The sequence below is a fragment of the Achromobacter sp. genome (assembly GCF_032102605.1).
GTDB lineage: Bacteria > Pseudomonadota > Gammaproteobacteria > Burkholderiales > Burkholderiaceae_B > Achromobacter.
In genome coordinates, this window is record NZ_DAMDGT010000005.1 from 1 (window position 1) to 19,658 (window position 19,658).

At 63.3% G+C, this 19,658-nt stretch carries 7 protein-coding genes; 4 read left to right on the forward strand and 3 right to left on the reverse strand.

Going from position 1 to position 19,658, the window contains the following annotated elements; all coding sequences use genetic code 11:
• Nucleotides 1-746 precede the first annotated feature (746 nt).
• The 3 genes from RT614_RS29080 to RT614_RS12845 form a co-directional block, all read right to left on the reverse strand.
• Nucleotides 747-911, reverse strand: a complete 165-nt coding sequence (locus tag RT614_RS29080; protein ID WP_409558461.1) for a DUF6990 domain-containing protein — start codon at nucleotides 909-911, stop codon at nucleotides 747-749.
• A gap of 280 nt (nucleotides 912-1,191) precedes the next feature.
• Entirely contained in the window at nucleotides 1,192-12,519 is an 11,328-nt protein-coding gene (locus RT614_RS12840) for a hemagglutinin repeat-containing protein (protein WP_313622486.1), read from the reverse strand.
• 25 nt (nucleotides 12,520-12,544) lie between these two features.
• Complete coding sequence (locus RT614_RS12845) at nucleotides 12,545-14,206, reverse strand: ShlB/FhaC/HecB family hemolysin secretion/activation protein (RefSeq protein ID WP_409558473.1); 1,662 nt, start codon at nucleotides 14,204-14,206, stop codon at nucleotides 12,545-12,547.
• Between the two features lie 381 nt (nucleotides 14,207-14,587).
• Between RT614_RS12845 and RT614_RS12850 the strand changes: the two genes are divergently transcribed.
• The 4 genes from RT614_RS12850 to RT614_RS12865 all read left to right on the forward strand — a co-directional run bounded on the left by RT614_RS12850 (nucleotide 14,588) and on the right by RT614_RS12865 (nucleotide 19,654).
• On the forward strand, nucleotides 14,588-15,100 hold the full coding sequence (locus tag RT614_RS12850) for a winged helix DNA-binding protein (protein ID WP_054415947.1): 513 nt from the start codon (nucleotides 14,588-14,590) through the stop codon (nucleotides 15,098-15,100).
• Nucleotides 15,101-15,109: 9 nt separating this feature from the next.
• Nucleotides 15,110-16,963 (forward strand): dipeptide ABC transporter ATP-binding protein, encoded by a 1,854-nt coding sequence (locus RT614_RS12855; protein ID WP_313622488.1) that lies wholly within the window; start codon nucleotides 15,110-15,112, stop codon nucleotides 16,961-16,963.
• Nucleotides 16,964-17,014: 51 nt separating this feature from the next.
• Nucleotides 17,015-18,547: an ABC transporter substrate-binding protein gene (locus RT614_RS12860; protein ID WP_313622489.1), complete on the forward strand. Its 1,533-nt coding sequence runs from the start codon at nucleotides 17,015-17,017 to the stop codon at nucleotides 18,545-18,547.
• 183 nt (nucleotides 18,548-18,730) lie between these two features.
• Nucleotides 18,731-19,654 carry an ABC transporter permease gene (locus RT614_RS12865; protein ID WP_313622490.1) on the forward strand — a complete coding sequence of 308 codons (924 nt, stop codon included), beginning with the start codon at nucleotides 18,731-18,733 and terminating at the stop codon, nucleotides 19,652-19,654.
• Nucleotides 19,655-19,658: the final 4 nt, after the last annotated feature.

The window sequence follows — 19,658 nt, forward strand, 5'->3', positions numbered from 1 at the left end:
TAACCTTCGCTCCGATCGTCTATCAACCAATGTCTACTTGACAGGGGTGCTTACGAATATATCCATCACCTTCTCATCTATTTTCGGCAAGAGACGACAGGCGAAGCTCATTCGCTGCGCTCTCCTGGGTCGCGCAACCCACGATACGGGAGACGAGCCGCGTTCGGAGAAGCGAGCGACTGACGGTTTAAGTTAATCGCGCCCCACTCCAGACACCTAATTTTCAGGATACTTCGTCAGTAATTCTGCGAATGGTGGTTTCTGAAGGAGCTCGCTATCTCGCTCTCGGTCATCTGGTTTGGACTTCCTGATCAAGGAACGCACCGTGTCGACGTCAACCCGCGCCAGTTCCGGCCGCTCCATCCGGTCGTAGGCCAGACTGCGATAGGCGTATGCCCATACATAGTCCTGTTGGTAATTCTGTATAAGCCATAATCGACACGGGAACCACAACCAAATAAATTATTAAACCACAAACAAAGAATGCCATGAAAAATGCCACAAGGAGAAAAACATATCTCTTTGCAAAAAGCATCAGCACGGCAATCACCCTAGCCTTTATTCGAATCATTTTTTTTAATATTCACTGCCGAGTCTGCGGCTTCAGTTCCAACACCCCTCCCGCGAGGAAGGATAAATATGGCAGATGGAGCGAAACATCCCGGCAGTCACCGACTATTATTCTCAGCCACCAACATTGCTTATCGAGCATTTTCGAATTTATGTGTAAAGCAAAGCCGAGACAATCACCTTGTGCGAAGCTCTGCCGATAAGACTCGCTTTCCCACATGCGGAACAATCTGAACTTCGCCCTGATCAATATCCGCGACACAAAAATAGTCCCCAGCCTCGTCCGTCCCACACACCCAGCCATGTGCTCTCAAAATCAACACCACGTCCTTTTCTTTCATTTCTTTGAACAGGGCAAAAACTCAACTTCGACCGGAATACCACAAGGACACCCCTGGAGTGGGACCCAGCCCCTTTCCAAATTAAGACCCCAGCCCCAACGACCGATAGAAAACTAAGCACCACCTTCTTTTCGAGTTAAACCTGACCAGCTCGCCAAGTTGAAAATCAGGGAAGCGTTTCAAGTCCGCTCACTTATTAATTAACAGGACTACAAAACATAGATAATTACCGCCCGCGAGCACATCAGTTGGCCCGGCTGTTCAACAGCACTTAATCCGGTTATAAAAATCTATACTTCCAGCAATCACTACCCTTCAGCACCCAGTATTTTTCCCCATCCGGAATCAAATGGTTGAAGTTCTCGTACTTTGCATACCAGCCTTCGTATGCCAAATCCTCATGACATCGGCCATAATCCATATGAAGGTAGATATTTCTATCAAAATTTACATAAAACAGAGGCAATCTGGAAGCAGCTGAACTTGCAAGAGAAAAATCGGTTTCGGTTAACTTTCTTCCATATAAATAGTAACTCTCCACCTTCTCATGCAACCCATGGGTCAGAACAATTCCATAGTTGAAAAGGCCCGAAAGATCCTGCTTAAACAGTACCTGGCGTCCTTTAGAGTTTAGATAAATTAAAAAATTTTCAGCTGTCAAATTGACAAGCCCCTCTCGAAAAGAGGCGCAGGCAGAATCATATTGCTCTTGGTTTATATGCCCCTTTGCCAAATACGCCCGAAACTCTTTCTCAGCATCCAAACTAAAATTAAATTTATCGTCAACCACCCAATAATACGCACCATAGTGCACGAAAAAGCAAATAGCCTTATCACCATTCCAAAGATCATCAACCAATGACTGCCAATTTTTCATTTTCCAAACTCCCTCAAGAACTGAGCCTGCGAGTATATACGAGCATTGCTTGAGTTTTTTTTCAAGCAACTCCTCCCATACCTTGGGTAATTCTAGAGCAAGCCCCGGCTGGTTTGGATCCACAATCTTAGGAGCGTCGGGATCTCGCGGAACACCGGGTATCGGCCGTTGTGGAATGGCTCTATCCATTATCTGTTGATGAAGGTCCGCATCTACTTCAAACACTATCACTGAACCATCCGGGCGTTTATTGGTTAAGAAATAGCTAGCGTGATCAGGAGATTTCACACTTACGCAGAGCTGCCCTGCACATCCTGGATTAATACTGATACTACCATCGGCATTAATTGTTATACGATTTTGACTGGTAGCAGATCCCGCCCCTCCCCCTTCGACTCTGAAATATGTTTCAGTCTTCGCACCCGCGCCTGAAGCATCCAGTGCTTTGGTAGTGGCCTCGTATTCGCCTGTAACGGGATTCTGGCGTACGAGAACTGTGACCCCATCATCCGCTAGGACCTCTCCGTTTCTAACTGTGCGAGGATCGTCAGGCGACGCGTTAGATTGAGCCGATGCTCCTCCTCGCACACCAGAAGCGGCCTCCACCCTCGCCTTTGCGATCATCGCACGGACCTGTGCAAGCGATAGCTTGCCTCCCTCCAGTCCCATCTGAAGAGCATTCCCAAGGGCCTCGCGCTGCTCCCAGGTCAAGTCCTGCAGATCGAACATGCCGCCGTTCTGCATGAGCGCGATGTTCGTCAGTTTGTCGTTAATGACACTGACGAGAATGTAGTCATGTGCTGCTTCCGCCTTTGCTTTTTCCGCCTGCAACGCTTGTGCAACCTTAACTACCTCTTCGGGATGGTGTATATAGTTCGCGATGTCCCTGCTGGCGTCAGCAAGAGCGAGATTAGATCCGCTCAGCTGCGAGACGCCCTTAATCGAATCCTGAACCCTCTTCCACGCCAAGTCATACAGTTCCGCTAATTCAGCGTTTTCCTTAATCCCCCCAGCGAACAAAATCTGGTCAAAATAGGAACCGTCTGCGTTGCCATCAAAGTAGATAAACCCAGCACCCTGCGTTCCCGTCATCTCCGCGAGAAATACACGCGCGCTCGGGTTTTCCGAATATCGAGTGGAAGCTTCCGAATCGGCCTGGCGCTCTGCTTGCGCTGTCAGTTCGGCTTGCGCTTGTTCAATGGAAATCCCTTGCTTATCAGCGTAGCGCTGTGCGTTATTCCGTATCCACAGCCCCTCATCCGGATGCAGTTGGCGGTTGTACATATCCGCGACAGACGCCCCTCCCGCCCCGCTAAGCCCGCCCACCGCTCCTCCGGCAGCACTTGCAATGACGTTCAGGATCACTTTAGTGGCTTGATCACGTGCCTCGCCGGATAAGCCCGCGACCGCGAGTTCTACCTGGTCTCGCACCAAGTTAGTGGCTAGGTCACCCGCGATGGTCCCTGCGATTGCGCCCGCGACGTTTCCTCCCCCCAATGCCGCACCAATACCCGCAATAGCGGCGTGCAGGGCAATCGCGCCGGGCTTGCCCTCTCCCCAGAGTTCCTCGTCCTTGCCCTTCAAATCCTTCAGCACATCCCCCGCAATCTGCATCCCCAACTGACCAAACGCCTGCTGGAACTCCAGTTGCTCGCGGACCTTGTCCTTGTCGAAGATTTGCCCGATGCTGCCGTTCGCCCCAGCAGTATCCCGGCTCAGGCCTGCCGTACTGTCGCGGCCAGAGTCCTTGTCCGAGCGCACTTCGATCGTGCCCGGCGCGATCGCGGCATAAGTGGTGCCGGAATCGCTGCCGCTGGTGTGGCCAAAGCTCAATCCCGAAGGGCCGAGTCCATTCGCCCCGCCCTTGTTGGCAACGTCGAACGCCCCCGACATGCCCAGATTCAGGCCAACGGTCGTGGACTTGTAGGCCGCTTTGTTTTCCAGGTCGGTAAAACCAAATGTCTCGGTAGACAGTTTGTTCTTGGCCGCGTCCGCGTCGCTGGCGATCACCGCGCCATCCAATTGCGTGTGCTTGCCAACGTAGATGTCGAAGCCGCCGGTTCCTGCATACAGGCCTGACTGCTCAATGACGCTGTCGTAGTTGGATTTGGTCTTGCCGATGCTGGCGCCGATGTAGGCGCTGCCGGTCATGGATCCAAAGCTGAAGCTGCCGCCTGCGTTGACCTGGCTTTGCTTGGCGTTGTAGCGATCCGTGTCCTGCTGGCTGGCGATAGTCAGGTTACGGCCGATGTCGGCGCGGATGCTATCGGCGCGCGCCTGCGCTCCCATCATCACGGTATCCCGGCCAGAGATCAGCGTCAGGTTGTCGCGGGCGCTGACCTGGGTCTCCTGGTAAGTCGTGCCGTTGCCATTGGCGTTGCCTTTGCCCGCGTAGCCGCTGGCGAAGATGTTGATACCCCCGCCGCTGCCGCTATCGGAGACGCCAATTCCGACACCAACCTTCCATCCGCTGTTTTTGTTGGTCGAGGTTTCGGTGGAGGTCTGCGCCTGGCTCAGAAGATAGAGATCATTGGTTGCCGCCAGCAGCACGTTCTTGCCAGTGACATCGCTCCCCACGATCGACAGGTTGCCGGAGCCGGCAACTCCCTGTTCGCCCAGCGCCACAATGGAGACGTTGCCGCCCGCCATAATGGACGATCCGAACGCAGTTTCTTGCGTACGCTTGGTCTCGCTGACGGATTTGCTGGAACTCAGACTGATCTGAATTTGGGTGCTCGCGGCTTCCTTCTGCGCTGTAGTGGCCTCGGCCCCCTTTGCCGCGTCCATCATGCGATCCGCCTGCACCGCCTGGTAGGCGGCCTGCCCCACCTTGACGGCGGCTAAGCGGCCGCTTTTGGCATCACCCGCTTGTTTCAGCGTCCCGTGGATCTGTTGAGCAGCACCTAGCATGCCCCCGGCGACGCCTATGGTGATGCCGGACTGTTTGAACTCGTGATACTCATGCTGGCGGGCTTCCCCCACGCCGGCAACGATTGCCACGTTGCGACCTGCAATCGAGATATCGCCGTCCTGGGCGAGCACATCGCTCGCAAACACGCCGACATCGCGCCCAGCGTCGATAGTTACGTTGCCACCGACGCTGCCGACCGTACTGCTGGAATAGCCTCCGCTCTCGCCCTTCCTCCAATCGGTCCGCGCCTGCTTGCTGTAGCCCACATTGAAGCCACCGCCACCGCCCAATCCCGATTTCGTGACCTTCTCGTACTGATAGTCCTTATACGATTCCGCCGCCGCCGCGATGGTGATATCCCGATTGGCCATCAGCAGCACGTCGTTGTCGCCGATGACGTTTGATCCTTGCACCGTCAAGTCGCGCCCGGCCATCAGCGCCACCGTATCGCCGGTGAAGTTGGAGCCCTTGGCCAGGGTCCAATCGCTGGCCGTCTTGGTGTGCGTCGTCTTCGACGACATAAACCCGCTGGTCTTGTAATGCACCTCGTCGTAGGCCGAGCCGGTCTGCACGCCCGCAGTGAGGTTGATGTCGCGGCCTGCGCCGACGGCGAGTTGTTCGCCGGCGGTGACGTCGGCGGCGCGGGCGTTGACGTCCTGGCCCGCAATCAGCGTGACGTTGCCGTCCGCGGCGATGGACGAACCGATTTCCGTGCTGGTGCTCAGGTCGTGACGGTTCTTCTTGTTGCGCACCAGCGATTCGCCGTGGCTTTCTTCAAGCGTGGCCAGATTTAGGTCCCGGCCCGCTTGCAGGCGAGCGTCTTCCGTGGCGGTGACTTGCGCGGCCGTCAGGTTGATGTCGCGGCCGGCTTCCATGCTGAGGTTGCCGGCGTCAACGCGCGATACGCCGGAGATGTATGAGCCCCAGGTGGCGCCGTTGTTCTCGGAGGCGGACGTGGAGATCAGCGCGATGTCGCGTCCCGCGGACAGGGCGACGTTGTCGCCCTTGATAAGCGAGACCAGGTTGGTCAGGTCTTCACGCGCGGCAAGGTCGACAATGGAGCCCTGGATCAGGCCGCCGGCCTGGTTGACGATGTTGGCGGCGGTCATGACGGTGGCGTCGCGCGCGCCGATGGTGCCGCTGTTGTTGATGTCGCCGTCGGCGGCAAGCTTGACGTCGCGGCCGGCCATTAGGGTGCCGTCGCCTTTCAGGTCGCCCTCGCGCACCAGCAGGTAGACCTGCGGGACCAACACGGCCTCGGCGGTGCCGTCCGGCAGCGTGACGGTCTGTTCGACGAGCCAGACGAGGTCGGTCGTAAGCTGGCGTTGCTGCGCGTCAGTCAGCGCGGCGCCCAGCTTGATGCCGTTGTCCAGGGCGAACTGGGCGCCGTTGGCGAGCAGTTGCTTGTACTGGCTGTCGTTGTCGCCGAAGCCTTCCAGGAAGCGCTGGCCGGTGGTGGCCAGGATCTGGTCGGCGACGAGCTTCTGTTCGTAGAATCCATCGCCCAGGCGGCGGGGCTGGCCGGATGGCGTCAGGAATTTTGCGCCGGCGGGGATCAGGGCGTTCAGGCCGCCAGGGCTGTTGCCCAGGCCGGTGTTAATGGCGCCGGATGCGCCGGCGTTGCCGACGGGCGCGCCGGGCTGTTGCAAGAGGCCCAGCAGGTAGTCGCTGGACACGGTCGGGCGGTTGCCGACGAAGCGCGGGTCAGTGGCGACGACGTAGGGTGCGTCGGGTGTGCCGTTGACGGCGAAGAGTTGGCTGTCGGGAATGGTGGCCGGGTTGGAGACGGTGCGCACGACGTTGCCGCCGGGCAGGCCCAGGCTGGCGACGAGGACCGGGCCTGTTGCGGTGGCGCCGCTGGCGCCGGGGGCTGCGCCGCTGAGGGAGACCGACACGTTGCCGCCGGACGTGCCGACGGGCAGTTCGATGGATTCGGCGGCGAGGGTGCGGTTGTAGGCTTCGGAGTATTCCTTGCGGTCGCTGTCGCGGGCCTGGGTGACGGTGGCTGTGCCAACGCGCGTGATGACTCGCTGGCCGCCTGCGCCGATGTTGTTGATGGCGGGGCCGCTGACCGACAGCGTGCCCCCAGCCGCAATCTGGCTCTTGTCGTTCGTGACAGTACCGACAAGCGTCATCGCACCGCCGGACAGGATCTTGCCGGGATCGGAGGAGACGGTGCGGGTTTCGGTGATGGTCTCTTCGACTTCGTAGTACGTGAAGGTGCCGACCAGGCGCGTGCGGAAGTCGGCGTTGAACTCGCGGACCCGCTTATCCAATTCGAGGAATGCCGCTTTATAGGCTTCATAGGCATTCTGATATGCGAGGCGCTGAGCAGCCTCCTCTGTACACCTGGGATGATCGCTGAGGCAAGGCGCGCTGGGTTCCTTCCAATCGGGAAGCGGATCAGGAGGCGTCACCCCGAAAACCGCCCAAATCGGCGCGTCGAGGCCGAACACGAATTTTTCCGGTATGTCATAGCACTCCCCGGCGTCTCCGCCGCCGCAGACATAGTTGGCGGGGACATACGGCAGGGTAATCGGCGTGCTGACTCCAGCCTGGCCTCTGCCGCCCAGCGAGTAGTAAAACGGGGGGCCGTAGCGTTCGTAGGGATACTTAGTGGAAGGCAGCAGGAACCTGCGGTTGGGGTTGTCATCCAGCCAGGCAGGCTGCTTGCCGCACAACGCGGTGACCGTGTCGCACAACCAATGCGTGTCCATGTCGTACATGTCGGTCGTGCCGGCCGGCGTCACATACAGCTTGGGGACCTTCTGAACCGGCACCACTTCGCTGGTGTAGTTTGTATTGATGTTCTGCAGCGACGCTGCCGCGATCACCGCATTTTCGGCCGCCTCGATCGTGGCCGAAGCATTGACGAGCGACGCGGCCTGCCCCACCGCCTTGCCCGCCGCATCCAGCGCGCTGCCGATGCGCAGATCCGCGCCGGCATAGATCAGCCCATGCTCACGATTGACGAGCGACCCAACGCCAATATCCAGATCACCACGAGACGCAATGACCGCCCCGCCGCCGGGGCCTGATCCGTTGACCAGTTCTCCCGCGCTGATGGCAATGGTGTTGCCATAGATGCGGCCGAAGTTGTCGACGCGGCCTGCGTTGATGTTGGTCGAGCCGCCATCGATGAGGCCCGAGTTGGTGAGGCCGTTGGCGACGGTGATGGTGTTGTTGCGTCCGGCCAGCAGTTCGCCGCTGGCTTGGTTGTTGAGCGAGTTGGCCGTGATGGACAAGTCGCGGCCGGCGCTGACGGTGGCGCTGTTGTCCATGTTGCCGCCCACCGCCATCGTCAGGTCGCGGCCCGCGGCGATGTCGCCGGTCTGGTTGAGCGAACCGGTGTAGGTGAACGAGAGATCCTGCGCGGATTGCAGCAGACCCAGGCCTTGCACCGCCTGGATCGTGACGGCTAGGCGTTCGCCCGCCAACACCTTGCCCTGGGCGTTCTTCAGCACCGCCGCCTTGACCGTCGCGTAGCGCCCGGCCGCGATTTCGCCGCCGGTGTTGTCCAGTTCGCCGGTGTCGAGGGTCAGATCCTGGGTGGCGCTGATGTCGCCGCCCTGGTTGTTGATGCCGCCGGCCACGATGGTGGCGGTTTTGGCGAGCACGCCTTTGAGCGGCGATCCGGCCGCGGTCAGCGTGGCGCGGTTGTCCAGGCTGGCGGCGTTCAGGGTCAGGGTGTCGTCGGCCTGGATCAGGCCGCCATGATTGTTGACGGCGCCGGTGGCAGCCAGCGTCACGTCCGAACCCGCCAGCGTGCCGCCGGCATTGCCGATGCGCGCGGCGGCGATGCGGGTGTCGTCCGCAGCGGCGATCAGGCCGTTGGTGTTGTCGAGTTCACCGCCCAGTTTCAGCGTGACGTCGTTCGCGGACGTCAGCTTGCCGCCTTGGTTGCGCAAGTTGGCGGCGTCGATGTCGAGACTGCCGCCGTGCAGCACCGCGTCGCGCGTGGTGATGTCTCCCGGCGACATGAGCGCGAGCTTGCCGATGGTCGACAGGTTGCCGTTGGACAGGTCCATGCCGTCTGCCGTCAGCGTCATGTCCTTGCCTGCCGCGCTGACGCCCGGATGGGTGATGAAAGTCGCGGTGAGGTTGACGCTGCCCGGCAGGCCGAGCGTGCCGTCTTCGCCGACGCCGGCGATGAAACGGCCGGAGTTGGTCAGCGTGCCCGTGGCAGTGGCGGTGACGTCGCGGCCCGCGAGCACGGAGCCAGAGTTGTTCAGACCGGTGTCTGACACCAGATTGGCAGCGCCTGCCGCTGACAGGATACCCGCGTTGTGCAGCAGACCGCCGGAATGGAGGTCGATGTTTGCGGCGGATTGGATGCGGCCGTCGGCTGTGGTTGAGAGCGCGCCGTTAGCGTCGATGATGACGTTGCCGGCCTGCGTCGCGGCGATGCCGCCGAGCGTGGCGTCGGTGCCGGCGCGCAGCGTCATGCCTTGGCCAGCTGCTGCGGAACCCATGGCTTTCAATGCGCCGCCTGCGGTGGCGGTCAATGCCGCGCCTGCCTGTTGGGTCGACGCGGAGCCCATCACGAGGTCGCCGCGCAGCGTATTCAGCGTGAGGTCGCCCTGCAATGCGGCAACGGTGCCGTCGAGGGTCATGCCATCACCGGCGGTGAGCGTCTGTGCGACACCGGCCAACATGCTGCCGGCGGCAAGCAACGTGCCTTGCGCGGTGGAGGTGAGCGTGCCGGCGGCTTGTGCCAAGCCTGCTGCGCCAACGGCGACGTTGCGGCCGGTGAGTGTGAGGTTCGCATCGCTGGCTGCCGTGCCGTCCACGCGCGCGTAGCGCGCGGCGGCCAGCATTATGTCGCCGACCGACGCCAGTGCGCCGCCAGCGGCGAGGTCGCGTTGGGCTTGCACCGTGAACGTGCCTGCGGCCTGCACCTGGCCGCCTTGCTTGACGGTCACGTCGCGGCCGGTGAGCAGCAGGTTGCCCGCGCCGGCCTCGCCCAATGCGGCGGCGGTACCGCCCAGGCGGGCATCGCCGATCGCCGCGAGCGTCAGGCCGCCGCCCGCGACAATGGCGCCGTCGGACGCCAGGTCGCCACCGGATGTCGCGGTCAAGTTCTGTGCGGCTTGCATACGGCCGTTGGCGCCGACTCGCAGTTGTCCGCCCGCGTCGGCCGTCAGGTCGCCCGCAAGCGCCGCGACCGTGCCGTCAATGCCGACATTTCGCTTGGCCGACAGGCTGGTGGGTGTACCCGCTGTGAGGAGGCCGGTCACGAAGAGATCGCGGCCCGCTTGGGCCTGCAGCAGACTGGCCGCGTCCGTTGCGGATTGCGCGGTACCGGCCGTGCCGGCGACGCGCAGGTCCTGGCCAGCGCCCAAATGCAGATTCGCGCTGCCTTGCGCCAGTCCGTCCTGGCCCACCGTCAGGTCACCGCCCGCGTCGGCGCGAAGCGTACCGTTGGCGACCGTCTTGCCGTTCAATTGGGCGTCGGTTCCAGCGGAGAGCTGGATGTCGGTTTCACCGGAAACGGTGCCGTTTGCGATCAGTTTGCCGCCAGCCTGGCCAGTGAGTTGCTGCGCGGCCTGCAAAACGCTGTCCTTGCCAAGCGTCATGTCGCCGCCACTGACGGCTTTCAACGTGCCGGCGTCGGCCAGCACGGTGCCGTCCACGCGCAGGTTGCCTTGTGTGTTGATCTGCGCGGATTGCCCCGCGATCAACGTGCCAGCGAACGATGCGTCGTCGGCAGCGATTGTGGCCGAGCCGTCCGCTTGAATGCGCGATGCGGAGGACGCCGTCAGGGTCTCGCCCGCATGCACCTGCAGATTGCCGGTGGCGAGCGCTGCACCGTCGAACTGCATATTGCGGGCCGCCTGCAGCGACAGGTCTTTCAGGGAGGTGACCTTGCCCGTGCTTTGCAGGTCGCCGCCGGCGGTCAGGCCGACGTTACCGGCCGCCGCCACCTGGGCCTCCGAACCGATGGAGACGTCGCCGCCCCCAGAGATTTTCAGTTCGCCGGACACGGCCGAGACCGTGCCGTCGACCGCCAACTTTTCACCCGCCGTGAGCGTGGTGTCGCCGTTCGCGCGAAGCGTGCCGGCCAGCGCCAGGTCGCCGCCTGCCTTCGCGGCGACCGCGCCTTCGGCGTCCCACTGCGCGGGCGCGTCGATGCGCAGGTCGCGCGTGGCATCCATGGCGACGCGGCCGGTGGAGGATCCCTTGCCCGTCACGCGTGCGTCGCGCCCTGCCATCAGGGACACGTCGCCGCGTGCGCCAACGAGTCCGCCGACGCTGAGGTCCGCCCCGGCGCGGATCTGGGTGGGGCCGCCTGATTGCAATTGCGCGGTCGCGCCCGCGGTCAGGTCGCCGGCGGCCTGCGCGTGCAATGCGCCTGCGGCGGTGATCTGGCCGGGCAGGACGGTGTCGCGGCCTGCCTTCAGTTCGATCGCGCCCTTGGCGGTGACCAGCCCGTTGGCGTTTGAGCCGGCCTGCGCTGCGCCGTTGGCGGTGTTCGACGCGCCGCCTTCCCCACCCGCACCGCCGCCACCGTTCGCACCGCCGTCCGCACCTGCATTGGAACCACCGGCATTCGAACCACCCGAGCCAGCCCCACCGGTATTGCCCGCGCCTCCCGTCTCGGATCCTCCACCGGGCGGCGTACCACCCTGCGACGTATCACCGCCAATCCGCACATTGCGCCCGGATTCAATCCGCACATCCTGTCCGCCCATCAACAGCGAACCGCCCAGCGACAAATCCTGCCCCACCGCGACACGCAGCGCACCTTGCGTCTGCAACGCGCCTTGCGCGGCCACCTTCACGTCGCCCGCCGCATTCACATCAACCGAGCCGCCTGCGCCCACCACGCCCGTGATGCCGGCGTCGCGGCCGGCCACCAGCGCCACATCGCCCGCAGCCTGCGCCGCGCCGTCCACCGCCACGTCGCGTCCCGAGGCCAGCCGCAGATCGCGCGCCGCCTGGACGGCGGCGCTGGGCGCGATGCGTACGTCGCCCGATGCGCTGACTTCCAGGTCGCCGGTCAGCGCCACCAGATTGCCGCCCACGTTGACGCCAACGCCCGCTTCGGTGCCGATCAGCCGGATGCTGTTGGCGTACATGCCGCCCAGCGCCGCGGTGTCCAGCGCAACCTCGGGCGCGGGGCCTTCACCGGCCAGGGCGGACACGGCGCCCGTCGCGTAGTCCACGCGCGCCGCGCCTGCGCTGACGTTGAGCCGGTCGGCCCAGACGCCGGCGTTGATTTCCAGGGTCCGGGCGATCAGGTCGACCTGGCTGGCGTCGGTGCCATTCAGGCCCTCGCCTTCGACGCGGATCCTGCCGCCGGCGACTTCCAGTGCAATGTTGCCATCAGGGCCGACCTGGGGCCGGCCGGTGGTCAGGGTGGCGCGGTCGGCGTTGAGAAACCCGCAGCCATTGCAGGTGATGCCCGACGGGTTGGCGACGATGACATTGGCCCGATTGCCTGCGACTTCCAGCGTGCCCATCAGCTGCGACGGGTTGGGCGCGGTGACCTGGTTCAGGATGGTGGTGGCGCGCTTGTTGCCCAGCATGACGTTGCCGGCCACCTGGCCCGCAAGCTGCGTCTGGCTGGCGCCGCCGCTGTTGTTCAGCACCACGCCCGACGGGCCCACGTTGAACTGCGTGTAGCGGTTGTTGGACACTCCGCCAGCGGACGGCGGCGCAATGTTGACGACCGGAACGCCGTTGCTGACGCCCACGACCGGCTTCGACCCGGACACGCTCTTGTCGACCGAAATCGGCAGCGTCTGCGCCAGCACGGGCGTCCAGACCTGCGTAAAGACGATGGACCAGACAATCAACGAACGAAGCTTGGACATCATGTGCACCTGATGAGGAACATCTGATTTAGAACTCGAACATCACAGCCATCGCGAAGACGGTGGATGCGGTTTTGAGCGATTCGGGTTTTTGCAACGGCCAGCCGGCGGAGAGGTCGTAGCTGGCATTGACGCAGGGCAACGAGAAGCGGCCGCGCACGCCCGCGACGGCGCCGACCAGCGTGCGTCCGGACAGGTAGGCGGCGGACGGCCCGCCCACGCGCCCGACGTCCAGGCCGGTGTAAAGCTGTTGCCCGGGCAGACCGGTCAGGCCTTCCAGGTTCAGCGACAAGTCGTTGCGCAGCGTCCAGCCGTCTTCGGCCGCCAGGGTCATCTGCCCGTCAAAGCCGCGCACGGCATAACGGTTGCCGATGGTGAAGTAGTCCGTGGGCACGATCGGCGTCTTGGCGTGCTGGATCTGCCAATTCGCCTGATAGGCGAAGGACTGTTCCGCCACCTTGAAGGGCAGGTACAGGCCGGCGTTGGCGGAAAGAATGGTGCTGCGGCCATTCCAGTCCGGGTCGCCATAGACGTAGCCGGGCTGGTCGGAAAACTGCGGCAACGTGCCCCGCACGCCGCCACCGACATCCAAAACGGCTGGCCCGACGTAGTGCCGGTGCCCGTAGCTGATTTCGTAGCCGGTGACGTCGCGGCGCTGCACGTCGATGGGCACGTCGTTCAGGGTGCTGTCGGTGCGTTTGCGCAGCAGGGATACCGACAGGCTGCCCTTGTAGGCCGTGCCGCGGTACGGCACGACCGACACGCCCGCCTGGATCTGCTTAGTGGTGCCGCCGTAGATGATGGGGTCTTCGAAACCGGCGACGGTTTGCCGGTACGTGGATTTGCTGGCGCCTGTGAAGAAGGTCCAGTAGCCGAAAGGCAGGCTGTAGTTGATGGACGCGGCGCGCGTGTTGGATTCCGAATCGCGCCAGTGCGCGTTGCTGTTCCACGAGACCGACAATTGGTCATACAGGAAAAGCGGCGAATCCAGCGTCAGGCCGGCGTTGATCTGGTATTTGCCGACCGTGTCCATGCCGCCGTTGTCCCCGCCCAGATAACCGTGCCAACGTTTGCCGGTGCCCGGCTTGATGAGGATGTCGGAATCGCCCAGTTCAGGGCCTGGCGCGATATCAATGGCGGCGTCAGACTGGCTGCCCAGGCGGCGGATGTTTTCCAGGGCTTGGTCCAGGTCGCGCTGGTTCAGTTCTCCGCCGGGCCCCGTGGGCAGCGCGGTGCGCCACCGGCCGATCGCCCCGTGGGACTTCACGGCCGAGATGCGTCCGGGCAGATAGCGCAGCGTCAGCGTCCCCGCCGCAAGCGACTGCTCGGGCACGACGACACGCGCCGTGACCTGGCCGTTGTCGATCAGTATGCCGATCAGATATTCCTGCAACGCGCGCAATCCAATGCCGCCCACGCACTTGCCGACGACGGCGGCGGCTGCCTGCGAAAGGGATGCCGGCGGATCGGCGCCATCCCACACCACTTCACGCAGCAGGAAGCATGGCGATTCATCCGGTAAAGCCAGCCCGCGTGGTTCGGCGACGGCGAGAGCAGACAGCACGTCGGGCCGTTCGGCCGCCCGGGCGCGCTGGGCGTCAACCTCTTGTTCCTGGCGACGCTGGATTTCCGTGGCGCGCAACACGGCGTCAGGCACGGACTGCGCCCACAACGGCCCGCCCCCCGCCATCGCCCCTATCAATACGGTCACCCGCAACTGCCGAAATCCGCACATACGACTGGACGCAAACGGATATCCGCGACTGCGCCGCCTCCTGTAGACGTGGTTGTTATCGATTTGTCGCGCGGACGTTGGGCCTTCACGCCCGTAGTCGACGTTGGCGGCGATTGAAGACTGCCTGCGTCGGACGGCGACGGATTTGGCGCTTCTGGCTAGCCGGGCGCCCCTCATCCGATCCGCGTTCCCCCGCTTTGTAGGACGTCTGGCTGCCTGAGGAAATCAGAACTCTCTGAAAATGAGGCCGGGTTATCCCGAATGCCCTCATAACCACAAATCATCAATAATTCGCCAACGTTTTGTCGCCGTTCCGTCCCCTTGCCTGTCTCATCCATGCCTGTATCCGTCCGGGACGCCATCGTTTCCTCTTCCCACCTGGCCTCGTCCGCCCCTGAGCTGTCCGAGGTCGAATTCGGCCTGATCATTGCGTCGCACGCGTTCAATCGCTGGATGGTGCGGTGCATGGCCTGTGCGGGGCTGCCCGAACTGACGTCGCTGGACATCCTGGTGCTCAACCACGTGTTCCACCGCGGCCGGGGCAAGAAACTGGCGGACATCTGCTTCACCCTGAATGTCGAAGACACCCACCTGGTGAACTATTCGCTGAAGAAGCTGGAACGCCTGGGCGTCGTGCAAAGCGCCAAGACCGGCAAGGAAGTGATCTACACCACGACCGACGCCGGCGCCGCCGCGATCCAGCGCTATGCCGAGGTGCGCGAGCAGTGCCTGGTCAAGCCGTTCATCGACTCCCCCGCCGCGGACGACGCCAGCCATCAACTGGCCAACACCCTGCGCGCCCTCTCGGGCCTGTACGACCAGGCCGCCCGCGCCGCCACCTCGCTGTGAGAATCCACGTTGTCTAGCACTACTGTTTCTTCTTCCGCTCCGCTGCTGTCCGTGCGGGGCGTATCGGTCGATTTCTCCACCGACACCGGCGTGTTCCGCGCCGTCGACAACCTCGACTTCGAGGTGCGGCCCGGCAGGACGCTGGCCATCGTCGGGGAGTCCGGCTCCGGCAAGTCGGTCACGTCGATGGCGATCATGCGGCTGACCGACTACAGCGGCGGCCGCATCTCAACCGGGCAGATCCTGTTCCGCGATGACGACAACCGGGAAGTCGACCTGACTGCCGCCAGCGACGAACAAATGCGGGCGATCCGGGGCAACGACATCGCGATGATCTTCCAGGAGCCGATGACGTCGCTGAACCCGGTGTTCACCATCGGCGACCAGATCGTGGAAGCGATCATGCTGCATCAGCAATTGTCGCGTTCCGCGGCGCGCCAGGCCGCGCGCAAGCTGCTGGCGAAAGTGCGCCTGCCGGACGCCGCGGACCTGCTGGACCGGTATCCGCACCAGTTGTCGGGCGGGATGCGCCAGCGCGTGATGATCGCGATGGCGCTGTCGTGCCAGCCGCGGTTGCTGATCGCGGACGAGCCCACCACGGCGCTGGACGTCACGATCCAGGCGCAGATTCTGAACACGATCCGCGAACTGCAGCGCGACCTGGGCACCGCCGTCATCTTCATCACGCACGACATGGGCGTGGTGGCCGAGATGGCCGACGACGTGGTGGTGATGCTGCGCGGCAAGAAGGTTGAACAAGGCACGGTCGAAGACATCTTCAATGCGCCCAAGCATCCGTATACGCGCGCGCTGCTGGCCGCCGTGCCCCGGCTGGGCAGCCTGACGGGCCGCGATCTGCCGCTGCGCACGCCGCAGACCGTGCTGGAAGGCGACATGCTGCGCGAAGTGGGCGAAACCCGCGAGCAGGACACGGCGCGCTACGACGACCCCGTGCTGCGCGTGGACAAGCTGACCACGCGTTTTGACGTCGGCCACAACCTGTTCGGCCGCGTCACGCACCGCGTGCATGCGGTGGAACAAGTCAGCTTCGATGTCTATCCCGGCGAAACGCTAGCGCTGGTGGGCGAATCCGGCAGCGGCAAGTCCACCATCGGCAAGACGCTGCAGCAGTTGGTGGCCCCCACGTCGGGCGCGGTGCGCTACAACGGCCAGGACATCTTCTCGATGGACAGCGCCGGCCGCCAGCGCCTGCGCCAGGAAATCCAGTACATCTTCCAGGACCCGTATGCGTCGCTGGACCCGCGCAAGACCGTGGCCTTCAGCATTGCCGAACCCATCCGCACGCACGGTCTGCTGACCGGCGAGGACGCCATTGCGCGCCGCGTGGGCGAGCTGCTGGAACAGGTGGGCCTGAAGCCGGAACACGCGCGGCGCTATCCGCACGAGTTTTCGGGCGGCCAGCGCCAGCGCGTGTGCATCGCGCGCGCCCTGGCCAGCAATCCCAAGCTGATCATCGCCGACGAATCCGTATCGGCCCTGGACGTGTCGATCCAGGCGCAGATCCTGAATCTGCTGATGGATCTGCAGAAAGACCGCGGCCTGTCCTATCTTTTCATCACGCACGACATGGCGGTGGTGGAAAAGGTCAGCCATCGCGTTGCGGTGCTGTACCTTGGGCAGATCGTCGAACTGGGCACGCGCCGCCAGATCTTCGAATCGCCGCAGCACGCCTACACGCGCAAGCTGCTGGCCGCGGTGCCCGTGGCCGAGCCCGGCCGCCACATCGACACGTCCCTGATCGAAGGCGAAATCCCCAGCCCGGTGCGCCGCGTGGGCGATGAGCCCGCCATCGTGCCCCTCTTCGAATTCGCGCCCGGCCACCAGGTGGCCCGGGCGGCCTGAACCCCTTTTCATCCGTCGGCCTGACCCGATTTCCCGTCCCTGGAGGCGAACATGCAATTCCTACGCACCACCTTCACCGCCACCGCCCTAACCTTGGCGCTTGGCGGCGCGCTGCCCGCGGTCTTCTCGACCGCGCACGCCGCCGGCACGCTCAACGTGGCCATCAACCAGGATCCGGGCAGCTGGGACCCGATCGATACCTTCGTGACCTTCTGGGGCTCGGTGGGCGGCAACCTTTACGACGGCCTCACCATGCGCGGCGCCGACCTGAAGCTGCAGCCCGGCCTGGCCACCAGCTGGGAATACCTGGACGAGAACAAGCGCCTGCGCTTCAAGCTGCGCGAAGGCGTCAAGTTCCATAACGGCGAGCCCTTCAATGCCGAGGCCGTGAAGTTCACGTTCGAGCGCCTGCTGGGCGCGGAAGGCGCCAAGGGCCCGCAAAAGTCCAACTACGACTCGATCGGCGAGGTCAAGGTGGTGGACGAATACACCGTGGACTTCATCCTGAAGCAGCCCGACCCCGTCCTGCTGACCAAGCTGGCCGGCTACGGCGCCATGATCGTGCCGCCCAAGTACATCCAGGAAAAGGGTGAAGACAACTTCAACACCCATCCGGTCGGCACCGGCCCGTTCAAGTTCGAAAGCTACCAGCCCAAGGTCAACGTCACGCTGGCTCGCAATGACGACTACTGGGGCGGCAAGCCCAAGCTGGACAAGGTGGTGTACCGCTTCATCGGCGAACCCGGCACGCAGGTCGCCGAGCTGCAGGCCGGCCGCATCGACATCGCCACGCTGATCCCATTGGGCCTGATCGAGACCGTGAAGAAGTCCGGCAACGCCGACGTCATCTCCACCGGCGGTCCCGTGGCTTTTGCGCTGCGCTACAACACCAAGAACGGCATCACGCAAAGCCGCGACGTGCGCCGCGCCCTGATCATGGCGGTCGATCGCGACGCCATCGTCAAGCAGCTGCTGCTGGGCCAGGCCAAGACCATCGCCAGCTTCCAGGGTCCGCAGTCGTTCGGCTACAACCCCGAGCAGAAGCCCCTGCCCTTCAACCCCGCCGAAGCCAAGAAGCTGCTGGCCGCCGCGGGCGTGAAGCCGGGCGCCACGGTGCAGATCGACGTGCGCGGCAGCGATTCCAACTTCCGTGAAGTGGCCCAGGCCGTGTCCGGCTACCTGCAGGCGGTAGGTGTGCGCGCCACCATCAAGCCCTACGAAACCGGCGTGCTGCTGAACGACATCATCCCCGGCGGCAAGACCGGCGAGATGTGGCAGAACCAGTGGGGCGGCTGGACGTACGACTACGACAACACCGCGTACCTGATGTACCACTCGGGCCAGAAGTGGAACCCGTACGACAACGACGCCAAGCTCAACGCCATGCTGGAAGCGCAGCGCACCGTCTATGACGTGAAGAAGCGCGAAGCCATGCTGCAGGAGATCGCCACGTACGTCGCAGACCAGGCGCTGGAGTTGCCGCTGTACAGCCTGAACACGATCGTGGGCGTGAACAAGCGCGTGAAGAACCTGGAAGTGCCGGGCGACATCCGCTTCCGTTTCGTCGAAACCGCCGTGGAGTGAAGCCCCCCCCCGATGCGCTTCGCGCTTCCCCCCAGGGGGCATGCCAGTGGACCGGCGGAGCCGGATCCACGGCATCCCTTTGGGGTCGTATTTCGCTGGATTCATTGCAGTTGAAGCGTCAACGATGCCAGTTGCAGCATTAACCCCACCGACCCGCGCCGGCGCAAGCCGGTTCGGCGCCTTATGACCGGATTTCTCATCAAACGCGTGTTGCAGGCGATCTTCGTGATCGTGGCTGTGACGCTGCTTGTCTCTTATGCCGTGCGCCTGACCGGCGATCCCGCGCTGATGCTCAGCCAGGGTTCGGGCAGCGTCACCGAACAGGACCTGGCCAACATCCGCCAGGCGCTGGGGTTGAACCGGCCGTTCCACGAGCAGTATCTGTCGTACATGCAGGGACTGCTGCATGGCGATTTCGGCCGCAGCTTCATGGGCGGCACGTCTGTGGCCAAGCTGATCGGCGACGCCCTGCCGGCCACGCTGATGCTGGCGTTCACGTCGCTGATTGCGTCCATTCTGATTTCCCTGCCCCTGGGCATCCAGGCCGCCATCAAGCGCGGCAAGCCCACGGACCAGGCCATCCGCATCCTGTCGCTGGTCGGGCTGTCGTTTCCCAACTTCTGGCTGGCGCTGATGCTGGTGCTGCTGCTGTCGATCACGTTCCCGCTGTTGCCGCCATCCGGCTGGAGCGGTCCGGCCAGCCTGGTGTTGCCGTCGCTGACGATGGCCATCATCCTCAGCGCGACCAACATCCGGCTGGTGCGCACCACGATGCTGGAGACGCTGTCGGCGCAGTACATCATGGTGGCGCGCAGCAAGGGCCTGAAGGAACGCGTCGTGCTGTACAAGCACGCGCTGCGCAATTGCGCCATTCCGCTGATCACCTACCTGGGCCTGCAGTTCGGCGGCCTGATCGGCGGCATCGTCGTGATCGAAATGGTCTTCAACTGGCCCGGGTTGGGCACGCTGGCGTTCGACGCGATTTCCGGCCGCGACTATCCGGTGCTGCAAGGCACGGTCACCGTGCTGGCCACCGTCATCGTCCTGGTCAACCTGATCGTCGACATCGCCTACGGCATCGTCGATCCCCGAATCCGCACGCGCTGAGCAT

Bases quoted from the DNA above. Each gene is read 5' to 3' on its own strand.
- RT614_RS29080 (WP_409558461.1), bottom strand. From the start codon at position 911: ATGAAAGAAAAGGACGTGGTGTTGATTTTGAGAGCACATGGCTGGGTG.
- RT614_RS12840 (WP_313622486.1), bottom strand. From the start codon at position 12,519: ATGATGTCCAAGCTTCGTTCGTTGATTGTCTGGTCCATCGTCTTTACG.
- RT614_RS12845 (WP_409558473.1), bottom strand. From the start codon at position 14,206: ATGGCGGGGGGCGGGCCGTTGTGGGCGCAGTCCGTGCCTGACGCCGTG.
- RT614_RS12850 (WP_054415947.1), top strand. From the start codon at position 14,588: ATGCCTGTATCCGTCCGGGACGCCATCGTTTCCTCTTCCCACCTGGCC.
- RT614_RS12860 (WP_313622489.1), top strand. From the start codon at position 17,015: ATGCAATTCCTACGCACCACCTTCACCGCCACCGCCCTAACCTTGGCG.
- RT614_RS12865 (WP_313622490.1), top strand. From the start codon at position 18,731: ATGACCGGATTTCTCATCAAACGCGTGTTGCAGGCGATCTTCGTGATC.